This window comes from Paenibacillus polymyxa M1 (assembly GCF_000237325.1).
GTDB classification, from domain to species: Bacteria; Bacillota; Bacilli; order Paenibacillales; family Paenibacillaceae; genus Paenibacillus; species Paenibacillus polymyxa_C.
Genome location: NC_017542.1, coordinates 5,578,983 through 5,592,959, shown reverse-complemented (window position 1 = coordinate 5,592,959; position 13,977 = coordinate 5,578,983). Strand labels below are relative to the sequence as shown.

Here is a 13,977-nt window from a genome sequence, read left to right as displayed (position 1 = left end):
GTTAAACATCAAGCACTCGCGGTATCCTCTGCATCCAGGCTGTCTTCCTCAGTAGGAAGTGCCCATACCGATACACTGCCGGCACGAACGGGAAATATGCCATAGCCATCCTGTTCGATCTTTATGGTATGATCGTGATGCCCGGTCAAATCGGTCCATTTTTCTCCTGCACGTTGTTTACCCACGAACATGCGCTTTTCCCCGTCATTTGCGTTAGTGATCACCACAGCACATCCAGAGCCGTGTAGCTCAGGAATGCCCTGACGAACCCATCCAATCGTATGGGGATCATCAAAATAATCTTTTTGCTCACCATAAGCTTTGTGGTATCGGGCATATAGGAGCGGGTCTAGCTCAGCCTGCTTGCCTTCCACAGGCGTTTGTCCCTGGATACCGTAGTAATCACCGTAGAATACGCAGGGATAACCATCTTTGCGCAGTAGGATGAGTGCATAGGCACTGGGCTTAAACCAGTCCTCTACCCAAGATTCGAGCGCTTCGTGCGGCTGGGAATCATGATTATCGACAAAAGTAACCGAGTTCAGGGGATGGGTATGAACCAGCGTATCCTCGAAAATGGTGCTTAAATCGAAATCCTTACCACCCAAGGAAGCGCTATGTAGTTTGTAGTGGAGGGATACGTCAAACAGGTCGATTTTATAATCGATGGTATCCAGAAACTTTTGGCAAGATTCTAGATCCGGTTTCCAAAATTCGCCTACCATATAAAAATCCTGCCCACGCTTTTTAATCATTTCTGTAGCAAACTCTCGTACAAATTCATGATTAATATGCTTGATCGCATCCAGACGGAATCCGTTGCATTGTAGAGTATCCACCAGCCATTTGCCCCAGCGGATCATTTCCTTGCGCACATCCTGATGATTATAGTCAATATTGGCGAACATTAAATAATCATAATTGCCGAATTCATCATCTACATTATCGCTCCAGTTTTTGTTTTTACCTAAAATACGATAGATTCCTGTCCGGTCCTGACTTGCATCGTAATCCGTTCCATTAAAATGTTCGAAGTTCCATTGAAATGTGGAATACTTACCTTGTCGGCCGGGGAATGTAAATTTAGTCCAGCCTTCGATATCAAAGGGCTCGGAAATGACCTCATTACGATTATCCGGGTTGACCTCGACGACTTTGAATACTTCGGTTTCATCCGCACCAGCCTTATGGTTCATGACCAGATCGACATAGACGGCTACGCCGTGGCGAACGCAGGATGCGACAGCTTCCAGCAGGTCTTCCCTGGTTCCGTATTTGGTGCGCACTGCACCTTTTTGGTCAAATTCGCCCAGATCGTAAAGGTCATAGACGCCGTAACCCGTATCCTCAGGAGATTGGCCTTTGGTGACAGGTGGAATCCATATCGCGTCAATTCCTTTGGCCTTCAGTTCCGGTGCCAGGCGGGCAAGCTTTTTCCAGTGAGAACCGTCAGCTTTGACATTCCACTCGAAAAATTGCATCATCGTATGGTTCCTTTTCATGTGCGTCCCTCCTTCATATATAACAAGTTACCCACCAAGTGAGGGGGGCTAAACGTCTGATGGCCAATATGATGTTGATGAAGAACATGGATCGCTGTATAGCGTATGCTAAATCATTAAAATTTGTTATACATTGAGTGATCACAACGACTCGATGGCTAGAAAAGGAAACGTGAAAACGGTAAAATGAATCTAACTTAGCAATAGTTCGGATTTCGGGCAAACCATAAGCTCGACCAAGAGAGGGAAGGAGGGATGAACGTGACAGACCTGCAGCAGGATAAGGATGAAGCGAGAGAACCGCTGATGAAAAAATGTACGTATTGTCAGGAGACAAAACCATTAACGGACTTTCAGCGCAGAACCGGTCGCCGGGCTGGGCCTTATTCCCGGCGTGGTCCTTGCCGTTCCTGCCGGGGGTTAGCCCCGCAAGAACGGGTGGTTACGTCCGCTCCTTCCCATGAGGAGACGAAGCCCTTGGCTGCTCCTGTGGAGCGGCATAGCTCCGTAGCAGATACGGCTGCGTATCGTCTGGAAGCGTCCGCGCAGCCTTCTAATGATTCTCAACGCCCCCGTAGGAAGCCCGTCACGGACAAAGCGCGTGAGCGCCATCGGCAACGGGTTCGCCATTTGCTTAGCAGGCTGAAGCCTGCGGATACCCGTGCGTTGCGGCTTAATCGCAATGGCATGATTCGGCTAAGAGGCAAAACCGACCAAGGGAGACGCTGGCATCAGGAGATTGAGCTTGATTTGGCGATGACTCTGGTCAGAGAACGCATGGCGGTGATTGTAAATCCGTACACAGTCCGCAGACTTTATAGCAACAAGGAATTCCGCCAATATGTGCTTAAACGTGACCGCTATACCTGCTTTTTTTGCGGTGGCTATGGTGACACGATTGATCATTTACTTCCTCGGGCTAAAGGTGGACACACCACGCCAGTAAATTGTGTATGCGCCTGCAATGAGTGCAATCAAGTTAAAGCTGCCCGTGATGTAGAGGAATTCATCGAGTCTGGTGTGCCATTGCCGATTCCGAATGATTTTGAGCCTCCCGATGCTTCTGAGGACACCTTACGTACCTAGGACGATCTGGGGAAGCGGCAACATTCCCTTAGTACAGTTCTACTTCAAAGCCGGCTTCCTTCCAGGCTGTTGTACCGCCTTCGATAAAGGCTACATTGGTAAAGCCCATCTGTTGGAGTATATAAGCTGCCAGTGCGGCTTGTCCGCCTGCCCCGCAGGTGGTGATAATCGGGCGGTTACGGTCACGTAAGCGTTCATCACGCAAATCTTGTGGAACGCCCAGGTCAGCGCGGATGGGCAGCATGCCTAGTGAAATATTGGCACTTCCGCGAATTAAGCCGCAAGCACCTGCATCATGAGAATCCTGTACGTCGATAACGAATGTATCCGGATTTGATTCAATTCGCTGACGTGCCTCCTGTGAAGTAATGCCCTGAACGTGCTGCCTCGCTTCTTGAACCATATCTGCAAATGTTTTAGCCATCGTTCAACCCTCCGTAGGAATATGTTTTGTATTGGTTTTCATATTAATGAACAGAAACTCACTCTCTCTATTACCCATCTCTAGTATAAAATGCCCCTTTTTTAAGGTAAACTTAGACAAAAATCGTGCTTATTCTAGTTTTTATCTAAAATAACAATAAAAAATTTGCAGAAATTTGTGCAAATTTAAAATTTCTTCGACGATTGGGTTGTGAAAGGTGTAATATAGAGGTATAGGGTTCCGTTTCGTCCTGTTGTAGTCACGAGGGAGCGCTTCGTGAGATATTCCGCAGCAGTAACAACAACAGAATAACGTCCAAGCAATATACAATTGGCATCTGCGATCATCAGTCTTGCCCTTTAGGGTATAGGCCGGTTTAAGCTGTGCTTCTTGCATGTTTAGGGCGAATTCATTGAACGTTTTATTGCTAGAGTTTATGATACAGGTTACGAGAAAGGAATGGACTTCTATTTTCACAGTAAAGGAGGACGTTCACGCATGTCTGAAAACCAACAAGAGGTGGCCGTAACACAAGAAGCTACCAAAGAGTCTCGGGATGTATTGGACCAATTGATGAAACCGGAGGTTCAGCAATCGCTGACCGTACTGGTAGAGAATCTGCCAAAGTTGACTGAGATGGTTACTTTTATGACCGATGCTTATGATGTAGCACGCAGTCTGGCAACTGACCCTGTCTTTATCGGAGATATGAAAAACTCCATGGGAGAGTTTGTGAAGCCTGTTACAGATTCGGCTAAAGGATTGGCTTCTGCTGCAATTGAAGCAAATGACCGTGTACAAACTACGGACGGCAGTGTAGGTCTGTTTGGCCTGCTCAAAATGCTTAAAGATCCTAATGTACAAAAAACGCTGCGTTTCAGCCAGGCTTTCCTGGATATTCTGAATGAGCGCCAACGCGAAAGCAAATAATTACCTGATCGAGAACGGAGGATGGACATGTCGAAGCAAATTTTGATCTTGGGCGGCGGATACGGCGGATTGCTGGCCGCTCTTACAGCACGCCAGCATATGGACGCTAGCCAAGCAACCATTACAGTTGTAAACCGCTTTGCGTCGCACCAAATTATTACGGAACTACACCGTTTGGCGGCAGGTACTATTGCCGAAAAAGCTGTGGCGCTTCCTTTGGAAAAACTGCTGCGCAACAAAGATATTATCCTGAAAGTGGATACAGTTTCCGAAATCAAGCCGGACGATAAGAAAGTAACCTTGGCCAGTGGTGCTACGTTGAGCTATGACGCTCTCGTTATTTCCCTGGGCAGTGAAACGGCATACTTCGGTATTCCAGGGCTGCAAGAGCATAGCTTCACGCTGAAATCAGTAGCAGAAGCTAATCGCATCCGCGCACATGTGGAAGCTCGTCTGGATGCTTACAAGCAATCCGGTAACAAAGCGGACGCTACAATCGTTATCGGTGGTGGCGGTCTGACTGGTGTTGAGCTGGTGGGCGAATATGCTGACAAACTGCCTGCAGTTTGCCGTGAAAAAGGCATCAACTACGAAGATATCAACTTGTATTGCGTAGAAGCTGGACCATCTATTTTGGCAGGCTTCCCTCAACCATTGGTTGATCGTGCAGTAACAAGCCTTGAAAAACGTGGTGTTCAAATCGTAGCGGGTGTTCCGATTACAGAAATGAAAGCTGACGAAGTTCTCCTGAAAGACGGACGTTCGATCAAAACGAACACACTGATCTGGACAGGCGGCGTACAAGGTAATGCACTGGTTGGTGCATCCGGTATCGAAGTAAACCGTGGTCGCGCAACTGTGAATGGCGCACTGCAATCGACTTCCCACGAAGACATCTTCCTCGCTGGCGACAGCGCAGTAGTGTTCCCAGGTGAAGGCGAGCGTCCATACCCTCCAACTGCACAGTTGGCTTGGCAAATGGGCGAATTAGTTGGTTACAACATCTTCGCTTATTTCAACGGAGCGAAAATGGAACGCTTTACGCCAGTGTTCTCCGGTACACTGGGCAGCTTGGGAAGAACAGACGCGATCGGTACTGTAGGCGCGAATGGCACCCAACTAAAAGGCGCTGTAGCTACTTTGATGAAAGAAGGCAGTAACATCCGTTACTTGTCCCACATCAAAGGACTTTTTGCATTGGCCTACTAATATCTATATGGTTTATTAAAAGAGAGCGCTGTTCAGCGCTCTCTTTTTTCATTCTTTGACACTAGTGATGCTCACCATTCACAGATAGTTTTAATTCACTTCATCTGGGCTAACTCTTCCACCTGTGCAGGAGGGAGCGCGCCTTCAAAAATACTCAGCTCATCCATAGAACCTTTGAATGCAGGGTCCCACCAGTTGACCCCTAAGCTGAATGTTCCAGATTTAGAGGTAAAGACATCCGAAAACCCTGACCCTGTAAAGTGAATTTTCCCATTCACATACACCTCTAGCACTCCATGATCTACAGTGAAGGCGAGATGTGTCCATTCATTGGTTTTGATCTTCAGGCCAGTACTGCCGGTATACCAAGTTGAGCTGCCGGACCAGACCATGGTGTTATCCTTCTCAGGTCCTCTGGGCAGAAGGCTAACCCAGTGGTTGCTATCCATAGCTCCAAAAAAAGTTGGTGTATGCACAGTCAATTCGCTAGGTTTCACCCACAGTGACACAGAATAGGCTGAACTGGATATGAGTCCTTCAGGCAGAGCAATACCTGACTGTCCATCAAGGACTACAGCTTGGCCTCTTACGCCTTCAGCGTAGGATATACTACCTCCCTGACGATCGATTCGGTCACCAATAACCTTACCTTTGGCAAAAGCATCATTCTGATCCTTTAGATTATTTTCAAATGGGTATGAAGCAGTCAATGTTGCCTTCTCATAAGGAGCTACCGTAATGTTAAAAGCTTTGTCCCGACTGCTGTCCCCTTTGGTAATGGTAGCTGTCAAAGTGGCGGATACAGCCTTTTCTCCGATCCCGGGGCGCTTGATTTCACCAGTATCGGAAATGATGCCTGGGTCTGAGGTTTTCCAGGTAATGGAGGATTGCCGACTGCCTTCCTTTGGAAGCGTCAGATTAGCCGTCACCCGGCTCGTATTGCCAAGATCTAATTCACGATATACACTGTCAACGACTGTCGTATCCGTCATATCAGGGAGTTTACTGCCCCAGGCCATTTCACCTTTATTCGATAGAACTGTAAACGCAAGGATGTATTGATTTGTAACCTGGTCCCATTGTCTCAGGAATACTCCATCATATACAGCACCATCCAGTGTTAGTTGGACATTCGCATCCCCCGACTTGCGCCATGTTCCTTGCACATCGCCTTTAATCGTATGATCTGCTCTCAGCTGAATGAACTGTGTATTTTTGATCGTCGCCGAGGAATCACTGCCATGGTTAATATATTGATAATCACCAATGAATTGTTTCTCATCCAGCTTTGTAAGCGTCTCGCCGCCGTAACGGTAAGGAGCTACAACAGGCCAGTCATCCTGATTCATGAACATTTGGTGTACACGCAGCTCATGAGTCTCCCCTTGCTGAGGGAATCGGGTATGAAAGACAACAAACATTTGTCCGGTAGCAGGATCGGTGTATACCGAGTTATGCCCAGGCGATACATAACCGTAGCCCACGCCTGTACCTGGATCACCTATTTTGCTATCGAACAAGAAGTTACCCATTAGTTTGTTGCCATAGGCTACATTTTTGGTGTTTGCTGGAAGCACAGCATTCTGTCCTTTGGCATCCTTATAAGGTCCTGTCGGACTCTTGGAACGGAATAACCTCATGTTATACCCACCGTCTGACGCAAGTCCGCCATAGGTTACATACAGATAGTAGTAACCTGTCTTTGAGTTGTATTCAATATATGGACCTTCCCCGGACTCACCGTATCCACCTGCGATCTTGGTGCCAAAATAGCGATCAATCAGACGGCCATCCTCTGTAGTTCCATCTTGGCCTGGATAGATCGGTTTGCCAGTTGCTTTATCCAGCTCCAGCAAAAATATTCCTCCGGACCATGACCCGTACGTCATCCATAAGCGCCCGTCTGTATCATAAAAGACTGCTGCATCAATTGCATTCGGGAACACCCGATTCGCATAAGAACCATCGGCGTTAAACCATCCTGCTCTAGGCCCCTTCAGCTTGCCTTCATTAATGAGTTGAGAAATCGGCGTATTTGTCCACTTTTTATCCACTTTGCTATCTTTATCGAATGCAGTCTCCTTTGTAAAACCAGTGTTCACAATAGTATCCACATATTGATAGGGGCCTTCAATGTTGGGTGCAACGGCAATACCGATCGCGGAACGTATATAGGTGGAGGAGGCACTATAATAAATCATATAGGCCCCTTTTGAGCCATCCTTATTGACATAATGCTCATTCCAAAATACATCCGGCGCCCATACTGAGAATCCTCCCTTGCTATCCGCATCATTCTCGCCCGCCCAAGCGAAAGATCCGGCCAGATTCTTCGACAAATCTCCGTAAAGGGTATTCCCAGGCGTTGTGTAACCGTTTGCAGAAGAAGTCCAGTTTGTGAGATCTTTGGATTTCGCTGCGGAGATATGCGACCCAAACACATAATAAGTGTCACCGTCTTTGACAATCGAAGGATCATGAACCGATACATTAGAGAAGGTCGGCACATTCTGCTTATTATTCTGGTTCGGATCCGCTGTGGCGGCGTCCATTGTACCTGAAGGTACGGCTGCAATTGCCAATAATAAAGTCATTGTTAATGCAATGCTAGACCTGGCTCTACGCTTAATAAAACTTCTCATCATATACATTTACCCCTTTCAAAATTGGAATACAGTGATACATTCTGCTTTCATCGCTAAAATACCTTTATGTTTATAAATATTATTAATGTATTTATGAATTACATAGCTGTAGGAAGGTCTGTATACCTGTAAGGTGAAAATAGTAAAAACCTAAAAGGCTATAAAATGTTTTTGAACGTGCTAATCCACAATCTCTTTTTTTGATACGTAGTTGATCTTCTATACACTATGATATGTAAAATGACATGTTATCTTTTTAGGAAAAAATTATAAATTATGGTTGACGTTATATATTTGTGGGAGTATGCTAGTTTCGAAAAATAACTAGGGGGTTTGTGTATGTTTAGGAAAAATAAGTTTTTTGGCGTGGGGTTAGCAACTATCCTCATGTGTTCCGCATTCTCGGGAAGCCTCGCCTATGCGGAGCCTAAGGCAACTAAGTACGATGCTTCATTTTTTGAAAATCTCAAACAGCGGGCCATTGTCCATGAACTTCAAGAACACCAGATTGCCGTTAATCCAAAAGCATCTATTGCTGAACTACTGAATACAGCGGATAGTACATCGCTAAAGAGTAAAAGTAATAGTGATCTACAACAAAATCTGGAGAAGCTTAACAAATCGGAATACATATATCTTACGCTCGATGGAGAAGTATACAGCTCAGAAAAAGGTTATGTAGGTATGGCGGATAAAGTTGAATCAAAAGAAGATAGTGTAACGGATGCTACTTATATGAAAACAAACTCTTTGAGTGAACCAAGCAACAATCATGATGTTTCCATATCAAGTAAATATAATCCTACTCCATCGCAAGTAAGTGGAGGAACAACTGGAGCTTTTTCAAGGGTTCAATTGGATTATGATGGTTTTGATGGGGTTAATGCACGTGTGATTCTGCCAAGAGCTGAGGACCTAGGAGCAAACGAACAGCCATGGGCGTATTATGGTTTTGATGCGAAGAATGGACGGAAAATCGAGGGGGGATTTTCCTTTCAAACGGGCCAAAAAAGATACTTAGGATACATTAAAAATGGAGATTATAGATATTCTACAGAGTCGTGGGTAAATTACGAGGGATTTAATTCAGTTAAATTTTATATTGATAATAGTACCTATAACGCTTATCTGTTAGCCTACTACAATCAAATCGTCGTTATGCAAACCTCTTTTGACTCTTCAGACCTATCATCCATGTCTGTTAAGAGAGTGACGGCAATAGCGAAAAAAAACTTTGATGGCAGCAATATCTATGGAAGTGCTATCAATGGGGAGTTTTCAGAATTGGTAGTCTCAAAATTCAATTCAGATTATTATTATCCATGGGATGACTATCGGGATTACTCGTTTTGGGATGGAAGTCAGTGGTTCGGTACGATTGATTGGCCCGCCGATTATATTACTCATTTTGGTCCAAGTGTATGGATCAGAAATCCAAACCGATAAGAACAATTAGTTAAACAATGGCTCAAGCTAAAATATACTGAGTAGCATCTGTCATTTCCTTTGTTGTTGGGTGGGACTTACAACAATGTGGCTTGGCAGATGTTTTTCCATGTTAAGCATACTCAACTGGACTCCTCCACCGTAATTTTGGTTTTGAGCCTAAACAAAATAATTAGGAGGGCATTATGAAAATCAAGTTATTAATCAGTATTATGATTGTACTAAGTTTTGCTACTGCACACTCGAATTCGACATCAGCTCAAGCTCAAACCCCCATACATCTGAAGGTCAATGATCATTACGTTCTATATACTTACCCTGCAGCACCTTTCTTGGATAAGAAGGGGAGACTGCTTATACCGCTCCAAGCGGCTGAGGATATACTGGGCGGCAAAGTAAGTTATAATGCAGCGAACAAGACGGCTGCTGTTGATCTGTTGGGGCGTAATGTAACGGCTACGATTGGATCACCCGAAATATCAGTTAACGGTGAGTCGGTGACAATGGACACAGTTCCCATCATGAAAAGCAACGCGATGTTTTTGCCGGTATCCATTTTGTTGAAGGATACAGATGCGAAGATGGAGTGGGATTCGAAGCGTGGTTTATTGAAGCTAAGACATGATAGCTTTACGGAAAGTCCAGTTCTTATGCGATTTATGGGACAAGACTTAGCCCGAGTCATTGACGCGAATGCGTTTGACCTTACTTCCTTTGACTGGGATCAAAAGCAGGGTGTATTGAATATTTATGCTACTTATAAGAGTGACTTATCGCCCGTCTTCAAAAAAATTGACTTTAATCCTATGATTGTGTATAGCAAAGGGACTTATAGTGTAGATTCTTATTCTAAACCCGGTTCATTTCACAAAGTCAAAATAACCAGTGCAGGTCATTTGATTTATACAAAAAATATCGGTACAACTAATGCGGATAGTGATTATATAATTTACATTACTTCTGTGGGCAGGCTGATTCAATAATTGTTCAGATTTTTAAAGATGAAGCAATGAAAATAAGACAGGGGAGTTATTTTCCCTGTCTTATTTTTTAGAAGATCTCTTATTTTCTAGTATTTATTCAACTTAGTAATTGAATGTCGCCAGTGTGCTATTGTTTTCGTTTGAATGAACAACACCTTTTACACGTGATACATTTTTATTTCTAATGTCTGAAATAATATCTTCTTGGATTCTATTCTTTTGGTAGTAGGTTAGACTGTTCCAATCATCTGTTTTAACATAAGCATCCACTGTGACTTCACTAGAGTCGCCCTTTACGCTAAAGTCTATGGAAACATTGTTATATTTACGATCAAAGTCGTTAAGCAAGACCCTTTTGATCTCGCTCAGATCAATTTTGGAGGATAGTTTTTCTATATCCACATTCCCCTTACTATCGGAGTCAAAGGTTGCAAGTTTGTTTCCGTTACTTGAGTTTTTAACGGTTCCTTCAATATCAGCATCTTTAAAGGTCTTTAAAATATCCTCCGAAATATCTTCTAGGTAAGATTTTTGTCTGCTACTCGAAATATCGTTCCATCTACTTTCTGTCAACTCAATAGTCACAGTAATATCGTTTTTATCACCTTTCAGAGTAATATCTGCATTGGCGTTATTTGTGTCGCGATAGTCTCTGTTCAATTGACGTTCAAGATCTTTCAAGGTATCGGTGCTACTTTTGCTAGCTGTATCTTTCAGCGTCTGATTGTCTTTTTGCAATTGAGCAATGGTAGCATCTTTCGTTGTGTTCGCTGCTTTTGCTGTGTTCAGTTCTTGAGTCAGCGTCGTAATCTGGTTGTTCAATGCTGTAACCGTAGACTGATCAATAGGAACGCCGTTGTCAGCAATGACTACGCGTTTGTTTGTGCCATCCCATGTTACTTTTTTATCCAAAGCAGTACCTGCCAGCTTCAGCGGGATATACGTCACGCCATCCAGCAGAAATGGTTCTGTTTTAGCATCAGCAGGAACCTCAGTTCCGTTATAGATAATTTTAATATTGTTATATACTGCTTGGATCGGCTTAGTTACTTGTGCAGCATATGTAGATTGGCTGAACAGAGCCCCGGAGATGGCCAAGGCCGACACGGCAGTGATGATGACTGGTTTCTTCATGGACTTCAATGATTTCATTCGTTGGTCTACCCCTTTATTTAAGAATTATAGCTTGATACATAGACTAGAGTAACATTAATACATACAAAATCCAACAGGTTGGAAGGGTTGTTATTGGTTGTGCTTATATTAGTTAGACGCAAAAGCGACTGTAAAAGTTGCCCTGTTTGCGTAAATATTTTTCCAAAAGTAACTGAATAAAATAAAACAGTCCGCTGTACAAGACAGCGGACTTGTTTGGAGTACAGTGCGTTAGGGTATCAAAAGTTGGATTATTTGTGGTCCTTCAGTTTGCCTGCTGTTTCCTGAAGATGGCCTTTGGCTTTATCCAATTTACCTTCGGCTTGAAGTGACTTATTATCTGTAGCGTTCCCGATTTGATCCTTGATTTCGCCTTTAGCTTTATTTACATTACCTTTGATTTTATCGCTAATTCCGTTATCCTTCATGGTATAGCCCTCCTCATATAATCAAACTTTCTTTCAGCATGCTGTAGTTACTCATTACCCGAGCGAGGGTAATACGAAACGTAAGGCTGTAGATCACAGACAGGGGCATAATGTTGGAGACGGGGTTAACTAGATCGTGAAATAAGGAGTGAGCGTATGCTCAAAATTTTATTGTTTATTCTCGTTATTCAACTTATTTATGTATCGGCGTATACACTACGTATGATTTTGACGCTGAAAGGACAGAAGTACATTGCTGCACTCATCAGCACCGTGGAAGTTACGGTCTATGTGTTGGGCTTGAATGTCGTGCTTAAATATCTGGATCAAGTGGCAAGTCTTGCGGTATACGCCATCGGCTACGCAGTAGGTATTCTTATTGGGGCATGGATTGAGGAAAAAATAGCGCTCGGTTATGTCACCGTGAAGGTGATCAGTAATGAAATCAATGGAGGGATTGCCAATGCGCTGCGAGACAAAGGCTACGGCGTTACAGCCTGGCTGGGCAGTGGACGTGATGGAGAACGTTTGGTGATGGAGATATTGGCCAAGCGAAAAAACCAGAATAAGCTGTATCAATCCATTCTGGAGCTGGACCCCAAGGCTTTTGTCATTACAGTGGAGCCAAAGCAATTTCACGGCGGTTTCTGGACCAAGGCTATCCGCAAATAAGGATTTTGGTAAAATACGCATATTTTCCGTAGGTTGGAGCATATTAATACCCGCACAGGAGGGAATTAACAGTATGCCGACAGGGGATGTTCCCCTATAACAACCAAGGGGGGATATAGATGTACAGACGCCAGGCCCCGGAAATCATTCCAGAGGAAAATACGGCTATTTGGTCGTGTACCAACGAGGGTTGCAACGGATGGATGAGAACGGATTTTACCTTTTTGAGCGAGCCAGCTTGTCCACTTTGCCAGGCCACGATGGGACAGGAAATGCGGATGCTGCCGATTCTCAATCGGACGGGCAATTCCTTTGTCGCCCAGCGTTCTTAATTGAAGGTAAGCCTATGATTACGCTGCAAAGATTCTAAACGTCAAAAGCCGCTCCAGCGACATGCTGAGCGGCTTTTGGTTGTGGAAAATTCACTGATCATGATCACTCAAGGGGCTGCACGGAATCACGATATACAATATGACCCTGTACAAGGACTCGACCAAAACGACTGCCGGGATGGCTTATTTTTTTCATCATTGAATCCACCGCGGTACGTGCCATTTGCTCAATGTCTACTCCGACCGTGGTCAGTTGCGGAACAATAAGCGTGGCGTATACATCGTTATCAAAGCCGACTACAGAGCAATCCTCGGGTACGCGGTATCCCAGACCAATCAGCTGGTGCACCAGATTGTGAGCAACCTGATCGCAGTTGCATACAAAGGCGGTCGGTAGTGGCTGAGGTAGCTCCATTTCAACATAGGACCCTTCGTCGTCCCGGTCACTAAGTACCCACTCGTTACGGAGGGGCAACCTGTGCTCCAGCAAGGATTTATAGTAGCCGAGGAAACGATCCTGAATACTACTGGTGGAATAGATATTTCCCACATAAGCAATATCCCGGTGCCCCTGGGCGATCAAGTAGTTGGTCAGCTCATAGGCTCCGTAAAAATTATCCGTCACCACAGAGTCGATATCGGCATGCTCATCATAAAAGTCGAGAAACATTTTAGGTTGGTCCATGGTTTGTACCAGCTCAATATATGGCTTGCTCACCTGGCCCAGAAGAATGAAGCCGTCCACCTTACGGTCGTAATAGATACGTGGCAGATTAAGCTGTTCTTCGTCCTCGCGATGGAGGATGTGAAGGATCCCGTAGTAGCCGTATGGCTCCAGTGCTCGTGAAATTTGCTGGTAAATATGCAGATAAAACGATTGGCCAGGACCGGTAAAACGTTCAGGGATGACAACACCAATGTTATAGGTGAGCCCTTCCTTCATGGACTTGGCAACGGTATTGAAACGATAACCCATTTCGCCCGCGAGCGTTTTAATACGTTCTTTTAGCTCCTCGCTAACCCCATCCTTGTCATTGAGCGCCTTCGACACGGTCACGCTGCTTATTCCCAGCTTATCTGCAATATCCCGCATCGTTACGTTGCTCTTCATTCCTGTTCCGCCTTCCAATTTTAAAAAGATAAGCATTTTGCCTACATCCAGATA

Annotated in this window: 13 protein-coding genes; 7 read left to right on the top strand and 6 right to left on the bottom strand. The window is 44.6% G+C overall.

What is annotated here, in order from left to right; translation table 11 throughout:
• Positions 1-8: 8 nt before the first annotated feature.
• Entirely contained in the window at positions 9-1,502 is a 1,494-nt protein-coding gene (locus PPM_RS25135; RefSeq protein ID WP_013373652.1) for an alpha-amylase, read from the bottom strand.
• A 261-nt stretch (positions 1,503-1,763) separates the two neighbouring features.
• On the opposite strand from PPM_RS25135, the gene PPM_RS25130 reads away from it, so the two are divergent.
• Complete coding sequence (locus PPM_RS25130; protein ID WP_013373651.1) at positions 1,764-2,588, top strand: HNH endonuclease; 825 nt, start codon at positions 1,764-1,766, stop codon at positions 2,586-2,588.
• 28 nt (positions 2,589-2,616) lie between these two features.
• On the opposite strand, the gene PPM_RS25125 is transcribed toward PPM_RS25130, so the two are convergent.
• Positions 2,617-3,012, bottom strand: coding sequence for a rhodanese-like domain-containing protein (locus PPM_RS25125; protein WP_013373650.1), 396 nt, complete (start codon positions 3,010-3,012; stop codon positions 2,617-2,619).
• Between the two features lie 498 nt (positions 3,013-3,510).
• On the opposite strand from PPM_RS25125, the gene PPM_RS25120 reads away from it, so the two are divergent.
• On the top strand, positions 3,511-3,942 hold the full coding sequence (locus tag PPM_RS25120; RefSeq protein ID WP_013373648.1) for a DUF1641 domain-containing protein: 432 nt from the start codon (positions 3,511-3,513) through the stop codon (positions 3,940-3,942).
• 27 nt (positions 3,943-3,969) lie between these two features.
• Complete coding sequence (locus tag PPM_RS25115; protein WP_013373647.1) at positions 3,970-5,151, top strand: NAD(P)/FAD-dependent oxidoreductase; 1,182 nt, start codon at positions 3,970-3,972, stop codon at positions 5,149-5,151.
• 95 nt (positions 5,152-5,246) lie between these two features.
• Here PPM_RS25115 and PPM_RS25110 read toward each other — a convergent pair whose 3' ends face one another.
• Entirely contained in the window at positions 5,247-7,796 is a 2,550-nt protein-coding gene (locus PPM_RS25110) for a LamG-like jellyroll fold domain-containing protein (protein ID WP_016324880.1), read from the bottom strand.
• A 339-nt stretch (positions 7,797-8,135) separates the two neighbouring features.
• On the opposite strand from PPM_RS25110, the gene PPM_RS25105 reads away from it, so the two are divergent.
• A complete protein-coding gene (locus PPM_RS25105; protein WP_013373645.1) occupies positions 8,136-9,242 on the top strand; it encodes a hypothetical protein in 1,107 nt (368 codons plus the stop codon).
• A gap of 185 nt (positions 9,243-9,427) precedes the next feature.
• Positions 9,428-10,225 (top strand): copper amine oxidase N-terminal domain-containing protein, encoded by a 798-nt coding sequence (locus tag PPM_RS25100; RefSeq protein ID WP_013373644.1) that lies wholly within the window; start codon positions 9,428-9,430, stop codon positions 10,223-10,225.
• Between the two features lie 102 nt (positions 10,226-10,327).
• On the opposite strand, the gene PPM_RS25095 is transcribed toward PPM_RS25100, so the two are convergent.
• Positions 10,328-11,377: a stalk domain-containing protein gene (locus tag PPM_RS25095; RefSeq protein ID WP_013373643.1), complete on the bottom strand. Its 1,050-nt coding sequence runs from the start codon at positions 11,375-11,377 to the stop codon at positions 10,328-10,330.
• A gap of 254 nt (positions 11,378-11,631) precedes the next feature.
• Positions 11,632-11,808 carry a CsbD family protein gene (locus PPM_RS28225; RefSeq protein WP_013373642.1) on the bottom strand — a complete coding sequence of 59 codons (177 nt, stop codon included), beginning with the start codon at positions 11,806-11,808 and terminating at the stop codon, positions 11,632-11,634.
• Between the two features lie 156 nt (positions 11,809-11,964).
• Between PPM_RS28225 and PPM_RS25090 the strand changes: the two genes are divergently transcribed.
• A complete protein-coding gene (locus tag PPM_RS25090; protein ID WP_013373641.1) occupies positions 11,965-12,480 on the top strand; it encodes a DUF2179 domain-containing protein in 516 nt (171 codons plus the stop codon).
• Between the two features lie 119 nt (positions 12,481-12,599).
• Positions 12,600-12,812 carry a cold-shock protein gene (locus PPM_RS25085; protein WP_016822696.1) on the top strand — a complete coding sequence of 71 codons (213 nt, stop codon included), beginning with the start codon at positions 12,600-12,602 and terminating at the stop codon, positions 12,810-12,812.
• 103 nt (positions 12,813-12,915) lie between these two features.
• On the opposite strand, the gene PPM_RS25080 is transcribed toward PPM_RS25085, so the two are convergent.
• A complete protein-coding gene (locus PPM_RS25080) occupies positions 12,916-13,923 on the bottom strand; it encodes a substrate-binding domain-containing protein (RefSeq protein ID WP_040103815.1) in 1,008 nt (335 codons plus the stop codon).
• Between the last annotated feature and the right edge of the window lie 54 nt (positions 13,924-13,977).